Source organism: Streptomyces sp. NPDC050287 (assembly GCF_044459385.1).
Classification (GTDB): Bacteria; Actinomycetota; Actinomycetes; order Streptomycetales; family Streptomycetaceae; genus Streptomyces.
On record NZ_JBITIY010000003.1, the window covers coordinates 18529 to 33066 of the forward strand.

At 70.4% G+C, this 14538-nt stretch carries 8 protein-coding genes and 1 pseudogene; 6 read left to right on the forward strand and 3 right to left on the reverse strand.

Features of this window, described 5'->3' with window-relative positions:
• Nucleotides 1–5: 5 nt before the first annotated feature.
• The 3 genes and pseudogenes from ACIBK3_RS10615 to ACIBK3_RS10625 form a co-directional block, all read right to left on the reverse strand.
• Nucleotides 6–272 (reverse strand): annotated as a pseudogene (locus ACIBK3_RS10615) (hypothetical protein); the annotation flags it as partial.
• 103 nt (nt 273–375) lie between these two features.
• Nucleotides 376–3354, reverse strand: coding sequence for a glycoside hydrolase family 2 TIM barrel-domain containing protein (locus ACIBK3_RS10620; protein WP_399364035.1), 2979 nt, complete (start codon nt 3352–3354; stop codon nt 376–378).
• 376 nt (nt 3355–3730) lie between these two features.
• Nucleotides 3731–6793, reverse strand: a complete 3063-nt coding sequence (locus ACIBK3_RS10625; protein ID WP_399364037.1) for an alpha-mannosidase — start codon at nt 6791–6793, stop codon at nt 3731–3733.
• A 391-nt stretch (nt 6794–7184) separates the two neighbouring features.
• On the opposite strand from ACIBK3_RS10625, the gene ACIBK3_RS10630 reads away from it, so the two are divergent.
• Genes ACIBK3_RS10630 through ACIBK3_RS10655 form a run of 6 tightly spaced genes read left to right on the forward strand, consistent with a single transcriptional unit; the run spans nt 7185 to nt 14523 of the window.
• A complete protein-coding gene (locus ACIBK3_RS10630; protein WP_399364039.1) occupies nt 7185–8825 on the forward strand; it encodes an ABC transporter substrate-binding protein in 1641 nt (546 codons plus the stop codon).
• An 11-nt stretch (nt 8826–8836) separates the two neighbouring features.
• The gene (locus ACIBK3_RS10635) at nt 8837–9919 is read left to right on the forward strand and encodes an ABC transporter permease (protein ID WP_399364041.1); all 1083 of its coding nucleotides are present in this window, start codon (nt 8837–8839) and stop codon (nt 9917–9919) included.
• 7 nt (nt 9920–9926) lie between these two features.
• Nucleotides 9927–10835, forward strand: a complete 909-nt coding sequence (locus ACIBK3_RS10640) for an ABC transporter permease (protein WP_399364043.1) — start codon at nt 9927–9929, stop codon at nt 10833–10835.
• Nucleotides 10825–11904 carry an ABC transporter ATP-binding protein gene (locus ACIBK3_RS10645; RefSeq protein ID WP_399364045.1) on the forward strand — a complete coding sequence of 360 codons (1080 nt, stop codon included), beginning with the start codon at nt 10825–10827 and terminating at the stop codon, nt 11902–11904. Before ACIBK3_RS10640 ends, ACIBK3_RS10645 begins: the two co-directional genes overlap by 11 nt.
• Nucleotides 11888–12952, forward strand: a complete 1065-nt coding sequence (locus ACIBK3_RS10650) for an ABC transporter ATP-binding protein (RefSeq protein ID WP_399364047.1) — start codon at nt 11888–11890, stop codon at nt 12950–12952. The genes ACIBK3_RS10645 and ACIBK3_RS10650 overlap by 17 nt, the downstream gene beginning before the upstream one ends.
• Nucleotides 12949–14523 carry a GxGYxYP domain-containing protein gene (locus ACIBK3_RS10655; protein WP_399364049.1) on the forward strand — a complete coding sequence of 525 codons (1575 nt, stop codon included), beginning with the start codon at nt 12949–12951 and terminating at the stop codon, nt 14521–14523. The genes ACIBK3_RS10650 and ACIBK3_RS10655 overlap by 4 nt, the downstream gene beginning before the upstream one ends.
• The last annotated feature ends 15 nt before the right edge of the window (nt 14524–14538 follow it).

Below are 14538 nucleotides of genomic sequence, written 5' to 3' on the forward strand. Positions count from 1 at the left end.
GCGAGCTAAGGGAAGGCGTCCTCCCATACAGCGCGCACGGTACGACCGACGAGGGTGCGCAGCACCGGCCACAGCTGGGGGAGCAGGTCCCGGTTGAGGTACCGGGGCAGGTCGTCGTGCAGGCCCTCGTACAGGACGGTGCGGTACAGGCCCATGCGCTGGCGCGGCTTGCCCAGGTCGTATGAGGTCATCCCGGACCAGGCCAGGTGCAGCGGCAGATCCACGACACCTTGGGTCGGCCCGCGCAGCTTGCCCAGCGACTCCGGCGGCGTATGGCGGCAAGCATCTGTAGGGCTTTCGAGAGGCGGGGCAGAGAGTCCGCCCGCCTTCGGTGGTTCGCACACCGCGCGCCGGCGGACGTCGAGGGCCGGCCGTTCACATGGCGTTCAGCGTCCACGACCAGCGGTGGGTGCCAGGCCCGACCCGGTACGCCGGGAGGGTGTCCGGGCCGCACGAGGCGGTGCCGACTCCCCGGTGGGCGGCGTCCAGATGGACGGTCACGCACGGACGGGCGGTGAGCTCGTCGTGGTGTTCCGCGACGGCCAGGTCGGCGGCGGTGAAGCGGGTCAGGCTCACCTGCCGGGGCTCGTCCAGGTGGACGATCAGCCCGACGCCGGCATCGTGCAGCGAGAACCACCGCACGCCGTGTCTGCCGCCGCTCTCCTGAGGCCGGAGGTACGGGGTGAACAGCTCCCGCACCGGTGCGCCGTACCGGCCGACCGGGCCGCCCGCGTACCGGTCCGGGTACGTCTCGCCCGGGCCGTGGCCGAACCATTCGGCCTGGTCCAGCCCTTCGGCGGCGGTGAACACCGTCCCGACCCGCGGCAGGTCGTCCAGGCCTTCGGGGACCACCGCCATCTCCTCCACCAGGAGCACCCCTCCGGCCAGCGCGGTGAGAGCCTGCTCGTGGACGACGACGCCGGCCGCCGTGGCGTACTCCGCGCGGACCACCACGCGTTCGCCGTCCCGCTTGATGTTCGTCAGCGAACGGGCGGCGGTCGCAAGGCCCTGCTCCGCCCAGCGGTCGGCGGGCTCGCCGAGCCGGTCGTTGTCGGTCGGTGCGCGCCACAGGCTGAGCACGGGCGGGGCGGCGAGCCGCGGATGGACGACGAACCCCTGGTCGTCGACGCACACCGGGGCCATGTCCGGCTCCCGCGCCCCGGCGCGGGCGAGGAGGCCGCGGGTCTCACAGCGCAGCCGCACCTGCGGGGCGCACAGCTCGGTGCCGCGCGGCGCCCAGGCCTCGTCGTCAGCGGTGCGTACCGACAGCGTCAGCCAGACCTCGCCCGTCTCCGGCATCCGGGCGAGCAGGTCCGGCGGGACCGGGACCGCCGTGCTCTCGCCCGGGCCGAGGGGCGGAAGATCCGCCGGGGCGAGGACGACGGCGGAGCCGGGCGTCTCCAGCCGCCACTCACCGGTCAGCCAGGACAGGTCGCGGAAGTGCTGGTGATTGCGGACCAGGACCTCACGGGCCCCGTAGTCCGGCAGCCGCAGCCGCACAGGCGCGGCGAGTTCCCTGTGCTCGTCCATGCCGGGCTTGGGGGTGCGGTCCGGCAGCACCAGCCCGTCCGCGCAGAAGGCACCGTCGTTGGGCGTGTCGCCGAAGTCGCCGCCGTACGCCCAGCGGTGGCCGGGCGCGGCGACCCCGGCCGTGTACCCGCCGACGGTCCCCGGCCCGGCCGGGCGGCCGTCGGAGAGCCGCTGCAGGATGCCGTGGTCCCAGAACTCCCACATGAAGCCGCCCTGGAGACCGGGGGTCGACTCGAAGGCGGCCCAGTAGTCGGCGAGTGAGCCGTTGCTGTTGCCCATGGCATGCGAGTACTCGGAAAGGATCAGCGGTTTGGTCTGCTCGCCGGACGTGGTGTGTTCGATGATCGTGTCGATGGCCGAGTACATGGGGCAGACGATGTCGGTGGCCGTCCAGGTCTGCGACCAGCCGGTGTGGATCGCCCCCTCGTACTGCAGCGGGCGTGTCCTGTCGTATCGGCGCAGCCAGCCCGCGGCGGCGTCGTGATTCGGGCCGTAGCCGCTCTCGTTGCCCAGCGACCAGACGATGACGGAGGGGTGGTTCTTGTCGCGGGTCACCATCCGCGCCACCCGTTCGACGAAGGCGGCGCGGTAGCCGGGTTCGTGGGCGATCTCGTCGTAGTGGCCGTGGCTTTCTATGTCGGCCTCGTCGACGACGTACAGGCCGAGTTCGTCGGCGAGGTCGAGCAGCGCCGGGTCGCCCGGGTAGTGGGAGGTACGGACGGCGTTGAAACCGAACCGCTTCATGATCACCAGGTCGGCGCGCATGTCGTCCTCGGAGACGACCCGGCCGGTGAGCGGGTGGAAGTCGTGCCGGTTGACGCCCCTGATGAACACCCGCTCGCCGTTGATCAGCAGATCCCGGCCCCGGACCTCGACGGTGCGGAAGCCGGTGCGGCAGCGGGCCTCGTCGGCGACCGTGCCGTCGGGGCGGTGGAGCCGGACCGTCAGGGCGTACAGGTCAGGTGTCTCGGCCGACCAGGCACGGACGTCGGGGACGGTCGCTGTCAGCGTGGCAACGCCCTGCCAGCCGGCGGCCCGGTGCTGTCCGGCGGGCTCCGTGACGAGCGGTTCCTCACGGCCCTCCAGGGATCCGGAGATGTGCCAGCCCTCCGGGAGGACGCCGCCGGTGTACCGTACGTCGGCGTCCACGCGCAGCCGCCCCGCGCTGCCCGCCTCCAGGCCCGCGGTCACCCGGACGTCGGCCAGATACAGCGGGTCGGTGGCGTACAGGAACACCGACCGGGTGATGCCGCCGTGCCACCACTGGTCCTGGTCCTCGACGTAGCTGGCGTCGGACCACTTCACGACCGTCAGCCGCACGGTGTTGGACTCCCCGGCGCGGACCGCGCCGCTCACGTCGAACTCGCTCGCCAGATGCGCGTCCTTGCCCGCCCCGACCGGCTCCCCGTTCACCTCGGCGATCAGCACGCTCTCCGCGGCGCCCACATGCAACACGATCCGCCGGCCGACCCACCCGGCCGGGATGTCGACCTCGCGCTCGTACACCCCGGTCGGGTTGACGGCCGGCAAGTGGGGCGGCGGCTCGGGCCACGGCATCGGGATGTTCGTGTAGTGCGGCAGATCGCCCACGCCATGCACGTCGTCGAAGTCCTGGACCGTCCAGCACCCCGGCACCTCGACCCGTGACCAGCGGTCGGCAAGCCCGCACTCGGGGCCCGGAAGCAACTGGAACCGCCAGCTGCCGTCGAGGCCGATGCGGTCGCCCTGGTCCCGGCGGGAGACCGCGTGCAGGGGCAGCCGCCGCCACCCGGTGATCTCGGGGGCGTCCCACAGGCGCGGCGGGAGGGCGGGGGAAGGGGGCATAGTGCGTCTCCGATGCGAGGTGGGCCTGCCATACGCGGGCCTGCGATACGTGCGCCTGCTTGGGCTTTCGGCCGGTGCGGCCAGGGCCTGTTGCGAAAGTGGCCTCTGCCGCGCGACGCCCGGCACGCACTCTCGCCGCACCGCCCGAAAGCCCGAGTACGCCCAGTACGAGGGCTTCCGGGCGGCACTCCCCCAGCCTTCGGCCGGGGGGACCCCCAGAGCACGCACCGGACGCCGCGCGGCCGCCCTCCGGGCGACGAGGCCACTTTCGCAACAGGCCCTAGGGCGGGGCCCTTGCTCGAGCGAACCGAGTACTTGGGCGAGCGACCAGCCACGGCGCACCCGCAGGTGGCGTACCGGACTGCCGGCGGAGCGCTCAGGCGCGGGCGAGCCGGAGCGTGACGATCTGGAAGGGGCGCAGCGCCAGTTCGACCGTGCCGTCGCCGCGCACGGCGGTCACCGCCGCCCGCGGTGGTGCGTCGCCCCACGGCCGTTCCAGCAGGTCGGTCTCGGTCACCCGGCCGGCCGCGAACCCCGGTACGAGTACGGCCCCGGCGCGTGTGCCGTGCGCCTCATACAGCCGGACGACCACGTCGCCGGAACCGTCGTCGGCCAGCTTCACGGCCTCGACGACGACCGCGTCGGCATCCTCGCCCGCGACCGTCACCAGCGGCGGGACCTCCGCGTCGCCGGGCACCGTCCGCTCCGGCAGGTTGACGCGGTACCCCTCGCGGACGGCGTCGCCGACCGTCGCCCCGGGGACGAGCGCGTAGCCGAACCGGTGCTCGCCCCGGTCGGGGTCGGGATCCGGGAAGGTGGGCGCGCGCAGCAGCGACAGCCGGACGACGGTCGTGATGCCGCCGTCCCCGCCGGCCTCGTCGCGCCGCGACCGGGTCACGTCGTGCCCGTACGTCGAGTCGTTGACGACGGCGACCCCGTAGCGGGGTTCGCCGACGTGGATCCAGCGGTGCGCGCAGATCTCGAACTTCGCCGCGTCCCACGAGGTGTTGGTGTGGGCCGGGCGGTACACATGCCCGAACTGCGTCTCGGCGGCGGACCGGTCGGTGTGGACGTCGAGCGCGACCGCGGCCTTGAGGATCGTCCGTGACTCGCGCCAGTCGACGGTGGTGGTGATGTCCAGGCGCGGCGAACCGGCGGCGAGCCGCAGGGTCTGCTCCACCCGCGAGTCGCGGAAGCGGCGTACCACCCGCACGCTCGCCGCGGCGGATCCGGTCTCGGCGAGCGTCACCTCCTCGGCCTCCGTCAGGTCGGTGACGGTGTGCCGGTAGTAGTGGTCGACGTCCCAGGCGTCCCCGTTGTTCGGCAGATCGGGGTGGAGCTGCAGCAGGTTGCCGTAGCCGCCGGGGGCGATGGCCTCCCGTCCCGTGGCGGCGTCCCGCGCGGACGTCACCAGCCCCCGGCCGTCGATGACCACGCGCACCAGACCGTTGTCCAGGACATGGCCGCCGTCGCGGGCCGTGGCGCTGACCGGCGCCGCTCCCGAGCGCGCGCAGGAGGGAGCGGCGCCCAGGCCGGGCACACCGTCACGGCCGTGCGGAGCAGCATTGAAGATCATGGTGCCGCCCGCCGAGGAGTCGCCGGCCAGCGCCCGCAGCGCCTCGCCGATGACCGTCTCCAACTCCGCCATGACGTCGCGGTAGGTGGCGCGCGCCTCCCGGTTGACCCAGGCGATCCCCGACCCGGGGAGGATGTCGTGGAACTGGTGCAGCAGCACGGTCTTCCACAGCCGGTCGAGCCGCTCGTACGGGTACGCGAACCCGGACCTGACGGCGGCCGTCGCCGACCACAACTCGGCCTCGCGCAGCAGGTGCTCGCTGCGCCGGTTGCCCTGCTTGGTCGTCGCGACGGACGTGTAGGTGCCCCGGTGCAGCTCCAGGTACAACTCGCCGAGCCACACCGGCGCGTTCGGGTAGTCCGCCAGCGCCTTGGCGAAGAACGCCGACGGCGGTTCGATCGCGACCCGCGGCGCGCCCTCGAGGTCGGCCAGGCGCTCGGCGCGGGCGAGCATCTCGCGGGTGGGCCCGCCGCCGCCGTCGCCCCAGCCGAAAGGCACGAGCGACCGGGTCGCGGAGCCCTTGTCCCGGAAGTTCCGCACGGCGTGCGCCATCTCCTCGCCGGTGAACGACGCGTTGTAGGTGTCGACCGGCGGAAAGTGGGTGAACACCCGGGTTCCGTCGATGCCCTCCCACCAGAACGTGTGATGGGGAAACTTGTTGAACTGGCTCCAGGAGATCTTCTGCGTCAGGAAGTAGGTGGACCGCGAGAGCAGCACCAGCTGCGGCAGCGCCGCCGAGTAGCCGAACGAGTCGGGCAGCCACACCTCGTCCGTCTCGATGCCGAACTCCTCCAGGAAGAACCGCTTGCCGTGCGTGAACTGGCGGACCATGGCCTCGCCGCCCGGCATGTTGGTGTCGGCCTCCACCCACATGCCGCCGACCGGCACGAACTGCCCGGCCGCCGCCTTCTCCTTGACCCGCGCGTACACCTCCGGTCGGTGCTCCTTGATCCAGGCCAGCTGCTGGGCCTGGGACATCGCGAAGACGAACCCGGGATGCCGGTCCATGAGGTCGGTGACGTTGGACGTTGTACGGGCGACCTTCCGGACCGTCTCACGCAGCGGCCACAGCCACGCCGAGTCGATGTGCGCGTGCCCGACCGCGCTGATCCGGTGCGCCGAGGCGTGCGCGGGCCTGGCCAGCGCGCCGGCGAGCACCGCGCGGGCCTCGGACGCGGCGTCGTTCACGTCACCCCGGAAGTCCAGGACGTCCACGGCGCGTTCCAGGGTGCGCAGGATCTCCCAGCGGCGCGGGTCGTCCGTCGACAGCTGCAGCATCAGCTGCTGCAACACCTCGAAGTCCTGGACCAGTTCCCAGACCTCGGTGTCGAACACGGCCAGGTCCATCCGGCGCAGCCGGTAGACCGGCTCGTCGCCCGCGGTGTCCCAGTCGCCCATCCGGCTGACGGGACCGTCGATCTCCGGGTTGGAGGAGGCCTCCAGGTGCAGCAGGACCTCCTCGCCGCCCTCGGCTCTGTCGGCGATGCGCACCCACTGGGTGCGGGGGTTGAGGGACTTCACGGCGGTCCCGTCCGGCCGGTGGACGAGCGCCTCCGCCTGGAAACCGGGGCCCGCGCCGGTGAACCCGAGGTCCAGGACGGCCTCCACCGTCCGCCCGGCCCACTCCTCGGGCACGGTGCCGCGGACCCGGAACCAGACGGTGCCCCACGGGCGGCCCCAGGCCTGGCCCACCTTCACGGGCTCATACGGTGCGGCCAGTCCCTCGGCCACCGGCACCGGTTCGCCCGGCGCGCTCCACGCCTGCAACTCCAGCGGCACCGAGACCGGATGGACCCTTGGGGCGATCCGTTCCGTCAGTGCCTTCGCGAGCCTGGTCTCGATCAGGGCCCTGTCGTCATGCATGACTGATGCTCCCTGCACTGGCACCAATTCATCGGATCTCTTGAGGCTGACACCACTGCTGGACGAGTGTCAATGGATGACTCCGGTTGACCCTTGCGGGGTGGCCCGCACGGGAGTGACGGCGCTTTCCGCCATCCCTCGACGTAGAGAACCCAGTTGGAAGGAAAGGTCTCTGCGGAAGTGTTGACAACCGACTGGCGCCCGCTCATAGTCGGTTCGCAACAGAGCCCGTGAACGATCCCGGGATCGTTACCGGCGTGCGTCCCCCACAGAGTGCTGTGCGCCAAGAGCTCCGATGTTTCTCCTCTGGTCGGCCCCTATCGCTGAGGCCACACGCGCGACACGACGAGCGCGCCGACAACCAAGCACGTCTGTGGAAGGAACACCCACCATGAGAAAGCGGCTGGGGCGGGCGGCGCCCTGTGCCATCGCGGTCGGGCTGGCTCTGTCGCTCGCTGCCTGCTCAGCAGGCACTGCGAAGCAGGCCTCGGCGACCACCGGCACCATCAACGTCGAGGCGCCCAACAGTGCGCCGACCTTCACCAACAACTTCAACCCGTTCAGCCAGTCCGACACCGGGCCCGGCCTCAACATCGTCTACGAGCCACTGGTCGCGTCCAACCGCGCGAAGGGCGGCGTGCTCATCCCCTGGCTCGCGAAGTCATGGACCTGGTCGGACGGCGGCCGTACCGCCGTCCTCACCATCCGGCCCGGGGTGAAGTTCTCCGACGGCAACCCGCTCACTGCTGACGACGTGGTGTACAGCCTCAACCTGCTGCTGAAGAACCCCAAGCTGGGCGGCGCCACGTACTCGGCCGTCAAGGCGGCGGGCTCCGACGCGGTCGCGGTCACCTGGAAGTCCGCGGCCTACCAGCAGCTCGGCGACCTCAAGAACATCAACATCATCGAGCAGAAGCTGTGGGGGAACCGCAACCCGCTCACCTACGTGGACAAGACACCCGTAGGCACCGGCCCCTTCACCGTGAAGGCCTTCTCCCCGCAGGCCGTCACCATGGCCGCCCGCACCGACTACTGGGGCGGCAAGCCGGCCATGGCGAACCTCAAGTACATCGCCGCCACCAGCGCCAACATCCAAACGCAACTGCAGAACAACAGCATCGACTTCTGCACCTGCGACATCGACGCGAAGAGCTACGTCGCCGCCGACCCCAAGAACCACCACTTCATCATGGCGTGGGACGGCTCGGTGGTGTCGGTGATGCTCAACAACGCCAAGGCGCCCTTCAACGACGTGAACGTACGCCGCGCCTTCGCCGACGCCGTCGACAACGAGGCGATCACGAAACTCGCGTCCAGCAAACTGCCGATCGTGGAGCCGCCCGCCAGCCCCACCGGGCTGTCGACCAAGACCTACCAGGACTGGATCGACCCCAAGTACCTCGCACCCCGCAAGCAGGATGTCGCCGCCGCCAAGGCGTCCCTGCAGGCAGGCGGCTACACCGTCCAGAGCGGCCAGTTGACGAAGGACGGCAAGGCGCTGCCGGTCACGTTCGTCGCGCCCAGCGACACGCCCTTCATCATGACCATCGCCCAACTCGTCGTCCAGCAGGTCAAGCAGACGCTCGGGATCGACGTCAAGCTCCGTGGCGGCGCGAACACCGGGGACGAGATCGCCAAGGGCCAGTACGACCTCGCGGCCACCTGGCTGTCCAGCGGCGAGGGCATCTACACCGCCCTGAACCAGCTCAACGGCAATCTGGCCGTGCCCATCGGCACGGAGGCGAGCAACAACAGCGTCCGGTTCCGCAACTCCGCGTACGACAGCATCCTGGCCCGGATGGCCGGCACCGAGGACCAGAACAAGCTGAAGAAGCTGGGCATGCAGGCCCAGGCGATCTTCGTGGACCAGGTCCCGACCATCCCGCTCTTCTCCTCCGGCGCCGCGGGAGCGGCCAACGCGGCTCACTGGACCGGCTGGCCGCCGGCGGCCGAGCCCGACTACCTCGCCGACACCGGCTCCGGCACCGAGCTCATCACGACGCTGATGCACCTCACGGCAGCCAAGGGCTGAGGGAGACCCTCATGACCACCCCCCTGATCGCCTCCGAGACCGGTCTCGCCCAGCAGGGCGGGGCCGGGGAGGCCGCGCGCCCGGCCCGGCGCCGCACCAGGTGGACCTGGCTCGGCAGCCGGCTCGGCTTCTACCTCTTCGTCACCTGGGTCGCCGTCACGCTGAACTTCTTCATCCCCCGGCTCATGCCGGGTAACCCGGCGCAGGCGATCATCCAGGCGATGACCCAGCGGAACGGGCAGATACCGCCCCCCGCGACCGTCCACTCCATCCAGCTGCTCTTCGGCAACCCGAACAAGCCCCTGTTCTCCCAGTACCTGGGATACCTCGGGCAACTCGCCCACGGTGACCTGGGACTGTCCGTCAGCAAGTACCCGGTTCCGGTGATCGACGTGGTCAGGGCGGCTCTGCCCTGGACCCTCGTGCTGGTGGGCAGTTCGACGGTGCTCGCCTTCGTCATCGGCGTGGGCCTCGGCATCGTCGTCGGCTGGCGGCCCGGGGGTAGGTTCGACACCGTGGTGACCCCGCTGTCGACGGTGGTCGGCGTCGTCCCGTACTTCTGGGTCGCGCTGCTCGCCGTGTGGGTCTTCGCCGTCCAGCTCGGCTGGGCTCCCGTGTCCGGCGGCTACTCGGTGGACACCCTGCCCGGCCTCAACCTGCCGTTCCTGGCGAGCACGCTGCGCTACGGCCTGCTTCCGGTCGCCACCATCGTCTTCTCCTCGTTCGGCGGCTGGGTATTCGGCCAGCGCAACATGATGGTCACCACGCTCAGCGAGGACTACGTGCTGCTGGCCCGGGCCAAGGGCCTGCCCGGCTGGAAGGTCATGCTGGGCTACGCGGCGCGCAACGCCATGCTCCCCAGCATCACCAACTTCGCCCTCGCGATCGGCGGCCTGGTCGGCGGCGCCCTGCTCACCGAGATCGTGTTCTCGTACCCCGGCATGGGATTCCTGCTGTTCGAAGCGGTGTCCGCCCGCGACTACCCGACCATGCAGGCCGTCTTCCTGCTCATCACCCTCGCCGTCCTGCTTGCCAACTTCGTCGCGGACTCCGTCTACGTCCTGCTGGATCCCCGGACCAGGGAAACGAGGTGACACACACATGGTCAAGAGACTGCTGGCCGGCTGGAAGGTGCGCCTAGGCGTGACCGTCTTCGCCATGTTCTGCCTGCTCGCCGTGTTCGGACCGTGGATCACGCAGCACCTGCTGCACCAGAGTCCCACCGCGCTGGACCTGAACGCGATCAGCTCTCCGCCGAGTGCGCAACACCTGCTCGGTACCACCGCGAGCGGGCAGGACGTCATGGCGCAACTGATCTCCGGCGCCCGTGAGTCGATGCTGGCAGGCCTGGTCGCCTCGGTTCTCAGCACGTCCATCGCCGTGATCGTCGGGGTGACCGCCGGACTGGCCGGCGGCGTCGTCGACTCCGCCCTCACCGGGCTGACCAACGTCTTCCTCACCATGCCCGGCTTCGCTCTGATCTTCGTGATCAGCGGATACACACACGGCGGCGGACCAGTGGTGATCGGCATCATCATCGGCCTGTTCGGCTGGGCCGGCGGCACCCGGGCACTGCGGGCCCAGGCCATGAGCCTGCGCAGCCGGGAGTTCGTCCTGGCGATGCGGATGCTCGGTGAGAGCCGGTGGCGGCTCGCGATGGTCGAGGTCCTGCCGCACCTGATCGGCTGGATCTCCGCCATGTTCCTCGGCGGCTTCGTCGGTGGGGTGCTGGCGGAATCCGGACTGGCGTTCCTCGGGGTCTCCGACCCCTCCACCATCAGCTGGGGAATCATGATCAGCGATTCGCAGCAGGGCAACGCCCTCATCAGCGGCATGTGGTGGTGGTTCGCCCCACCGGGCCTGTGCATCGCCATGCTGGGCGCCTCCGTCGCCCTGATCAACTTCGGTGTCGACGAGATCTCCAACCCGCGCCTGCGGGGCGCCAGCCGGGCTCTGATCAAGCGCGCCCAGGAGGCACGCCGGACGAAGGGGGTGTCCCATGCCCGCTGACGGCAGCGAGACCAGGCCGGACGACCGCGAGGTCCTGCTGGACGTCCGCGGCCTGACCGTCGAGTACGTGGCGCAGCAGGGCTCCGTGCGAGCCTGCGACGACGTGTCCTTCACCGTCAGGCGCGGTGAGATCCTCGGCGTAGCGGGCGAATCGGGGTCGGGCAAATCCACCCTGATCACCGCCCTGACGCGGCTGGAGAGGCCGCCCGCCGTGACCACCGCCGGCGAGATCCTCTTCCGTCCCGGCGGCGGGCGGGCGCCCGTAGACCTGGTCGGCCTCACCGAGCGGGAGCTGCGGGGACTGCGCTGGCGCGACATGGCCATCGTCCTGCAGAGCGCCATGAACGCCCTGAACCCCGTGATGCGACTGGGCGCGCAGTTCCGTGACGTCCTGAGCGAACACGACAGGACCATGAGCCGGCAGGACGCCCGGAAACGCACCGAGGAACTGCTCGCCCTCGTCGGACTGACCCCGCTCCAGGCCGGCCGCTACCCCCATGAGCTGTCCGGCGGCACCCGCCAGCGCGCCACCATCGCGCTCGCCCTCGCCTGCGGCGCCGACCTCGTCGTCATGGACGAGCCGACCACGGCCGTGGACGTGGTGATGCAGCGTCAGATCCTCGCGAAGGTCCTGCGGCTGCGCGCCCAGCTCGGCTTCGCTGTGGTCTTCGTGACCCACGACCTGTCGCTGCTCGTCGAGCTCGCCGACCGCATCGCCATCATGTACGGGGGCCGCATCGTCGAGATCGGAAGCGCCTTCGACATCTACCACCACCCCAAACACCCCTACACCGAGGGGCTGCGGGCATCGTTCCCGCCGCTGCGTGAACCGGTGCGCCGGCTCAGCGGCATTCCCGGTTCGCCGCCGGACCTGCGGGAACCTCCGCCCGGCTGCGCGTTCCATCCGCGGTGCCCGCGACGGTTGGAGGCGTGCGACGGCACGGTGCCGGACCTGCGTCCGGTGGACGGGCAGTCGGTGGCGTGCCTGCTGCACGGGGCGGGGGAGCGGGCCGGGAGCCGGGGGCCGCAGGGTGTGCGAGAGGAGGCTGACGATGTTGTCGGACACTGACGGCGGCGTGCAGGCACGGGCGGAAACCCCGGAACCCGCGTCCGCCGGGGAACCGCCCGTGCTGGAGGCGGTCGATGTGACCATGCACTTCACGGTCCGCGGCGGCCTCGGCCGTGCGACGACCGTCAAGGCGCTGGAGCACGCCTCTCTGCAGTTGCGGCGGGGGAGGATCGTCGCCCTGGTCGGCGAGAGCGGCAGCGGCAAGACCACTCTGGCCCGGCTGTTCGCCCTGGTGTACACGCCGACGTCCGGCGAGATCCGGCTGCGCGGTGAAAGGGTCCTTCCGGGCCGCGGCCGGGCCTCCAGGGAGTACTACTCCGAGGTCCAGATGGTGTTCCAGGACCCGTTCGCCTCGCTCAACTCCATGCACTCCGTCCGGCACAACCTCAAGCGCGCCCTGCGCATTCACGGCCGGGCGGGCAGGGACGACATCGAGGAGCGGATGCTCGAACTCCTGGAGCGGGTCAGCCTGACCCCGACGAAGGACTTCATGGGCAAGCTGCCCCACGAACTGTCCGGCGGCCAGCGGCAGCGAGTCGCGATCGCCCGGGCACTGGCGGTCGGCCCCAAGGTCATCCTCGGCGACGAACCGATCTCCATGCTCGACGTGTCGATGCGGCTGGACATCCTCAACCTGCTGGCCAGGCTCCGCGAGGAGGAGGACCTGGCCCTGCTCTACATCACCCACGACATCGCCAGCGCCCGCTACCTGGCGGAGGAGATCCACGTGATGTACGCGGGCCAGATGGTCGAGGGCGGTCCGACGGAACAGATCATCCAGAATCCCCAGCACCCGTACACCCGGCTGCTGCTCGGCGCCTCACCCGACCCGGCCCGCACCGTGAAGGCCGGCGCCGCCTCGGTCTTCGCCGACGTCGAGGACAGCGGCGAACCGCCGAACCTCGCCGCTCCGCCGCAGGGATGCCGCTTCCACCCGCGCTGTCCCCTGGCGACCGACGAGTGCCGCACGTCGTTCCCCGCCCGTACCGAACATGCCACCGGCCAGTGGGTGCACTGCTGGCTGTACCCACCAGGAGCGTCCACATGAGCAGCGGTATCAGTCGCAGAACCTTCACCACATCAGTCCTCGCCGCGTCCGCCGCTGCCGCCATGCCCGCCACGGCCGGCGCTGCGGCGGCGCAGACCGCCCCCGCCCCGACCGGAATCCTCCTGCCCAGAGGCACCGCCCTGCGCTCGCTCGACGTGATCCCGTCCGCCAACCTCACCTCCAACCCGGACCGGGTGCTGGTGGCCTCGCTCCAGGGCCTGGTCGCCAAGACCTCCGCCGAGGGAATCTTCATCGACGAGGGCGGCCCGGGCGCGGTCTGGAAGAACTTCCTCCACACCACCTACGGGATCACACTGAACGACGACCGCCCCACCTGGCAGCAACTGCTGACCCGCTTCCGGCGCCTTGTACGCGGCTACATCCGCTACGACATGACGGCCAACCCGGCGTCGGTCAACGTGGCCTCGTCACTGGGCGGCCCGCTGAACGCCCTCATCGTCGACGCTACGCAGGAGAGCGCCGTCCAGGCCCTCGGTGTCACCCGCCTGCTGCTCGACGTCTCGAACAAGGACGAGCACTGGGCGTACAGCACCTACCAGTCGCTCTTCGCCGACCACATCGCGGCGGAACTGAACCCCACCGTCTACTACCACCTGCGCGACTACATCACCCTCACCGACTCGTTCACCTTCTACGACGGCGTGACCAAGTGGCGCGCCGGTGTCCTCGGCACCCTGCAGCCGCAGGCCACCCTCATGGGGTACGGCAACGACGAGACCGCGATGATCCAGCAGGCCTCCGAGGAGGGCGTCGCCTCCATCCCCACCGACCTGGCCCCCAACCTCTCCGTGCTGAGCGGCATCCACAGCACCGACGGCCTGACGCAGCAGCCGGAACCCGCGCCGACGACCGCCGCCAAGCACTACGTCACCTTCGTCATCAGCGACGGCGACAACGTGGCCTGGAACCTGTGGGGACTGCACGAGTACTTCACCAACCCCGTGCGCGGCAGCTTCAACGTGGGCTACGGCATCAGTCCCTCCCTGGTCGACCTGGCCCCCGGCCCGCTGCGCTGGTACTACGAGAACGCCTCCGCCGGCCCGGTCTGGGACAACTTCATCGCCGGCCCCAGCGGCCGCGGATACACCTATCCGAGCGAGATGCCCGCCGACGCCCTCGAGGCCCAGGCCGTCACCCTCAACGAGTACATGGGCAAGGGGAACTTGCGGATCTGCGAGATCCTCGACGACCAGCCGGTCTTCAAGCGGTCCGACCTGTGGGAGCCCTATCTGCGGCAGCCCAACATCGACGCCCTGTTCTACTTCGGCCCGGGCGCGAAGGGCGGGATCCGGTGGGTGAACGGCAAGCCCGTGATCGCGCAGCGGAACGTCCTGTGGGGCGGCCAGACCGAGGAACCCGAGCTCATCGACGACATCAACAAGCGCCCCGCCGACCCGACCTCAGCCGACGGCTACACGCTGGTCCTGGTGCACTGCTGGACCAAGTCCCTGACCGACGTGCAGACAGTTGTCAAGGGACTCGGGCCCCAGGTCGAGGTCGTCACCCCCCGCACCCTCGTCCGTCTCGTCAACGACAACCACGCCGTCTGAGCACCCAGGGAAACA

Bases quoted from the DNA above. Each gene is read 5' to 3' on its own strand.
- ACIBK3_RS10620 (WP_399364035.1), bottom strand. From the start codon at position 3,354: ATGCCCCCTTCCCCCGCCCTCCCGCCGCGCCTGTGGGACGCCCCCGAG.
- ACIBK3_RS10625 (WP_399364037.1), bottom strand. From the start codon at position 6,793: ATGCATGACGACAGGGCCCTGATCGAGACCAGGCTCGCGAAGGCACTG.
- ACIBK3_RS10630 (WP_399364039.1), top strand. From the start codon at position 7,185: ATGAGAAAGCGGCTGGGGCGGGCGGCGCCCTGTGCCATCGCGGTCGGG.
- ACIBK3_RS10635 (WP_399364041.1), top strand. From the start codon at position 8,837: ATGACCACCCCCCTGATCGCCTCCGAGACCGGTCTCGCCCAGCAGGGC.
- ACIBK3_RS10640 (WP_399364043.1), top strand. From the start codon at position 9,927: ATGGTCAAGAGACTGCTGGCCGGCTGGAAGGTGCGCCTAGGCGTGACC.
- ACIBK3_RS10645 (WP_399364045.1), top strand. From the start codon at position 10,825: ATGCCCGCTGACGGCAGCGAGACCAGGCCGGACGACCGCGAGGTCCTG.
- ACIBK3_RS10650 (WP_399364047.1), top strand. From the start codon at position 11,888: ATGTTGTCGGACACTGACGGCGGCGTGCAGGCACGGGCGGAAACCCCG.
- ACIBK3_RS10655 (WP_399364049.1), top strand. From the start codon at position 12,949: ATGAGCAGCGGTATCAGTCGCAGAACCTTCACCACATCAGTCCTCGCC.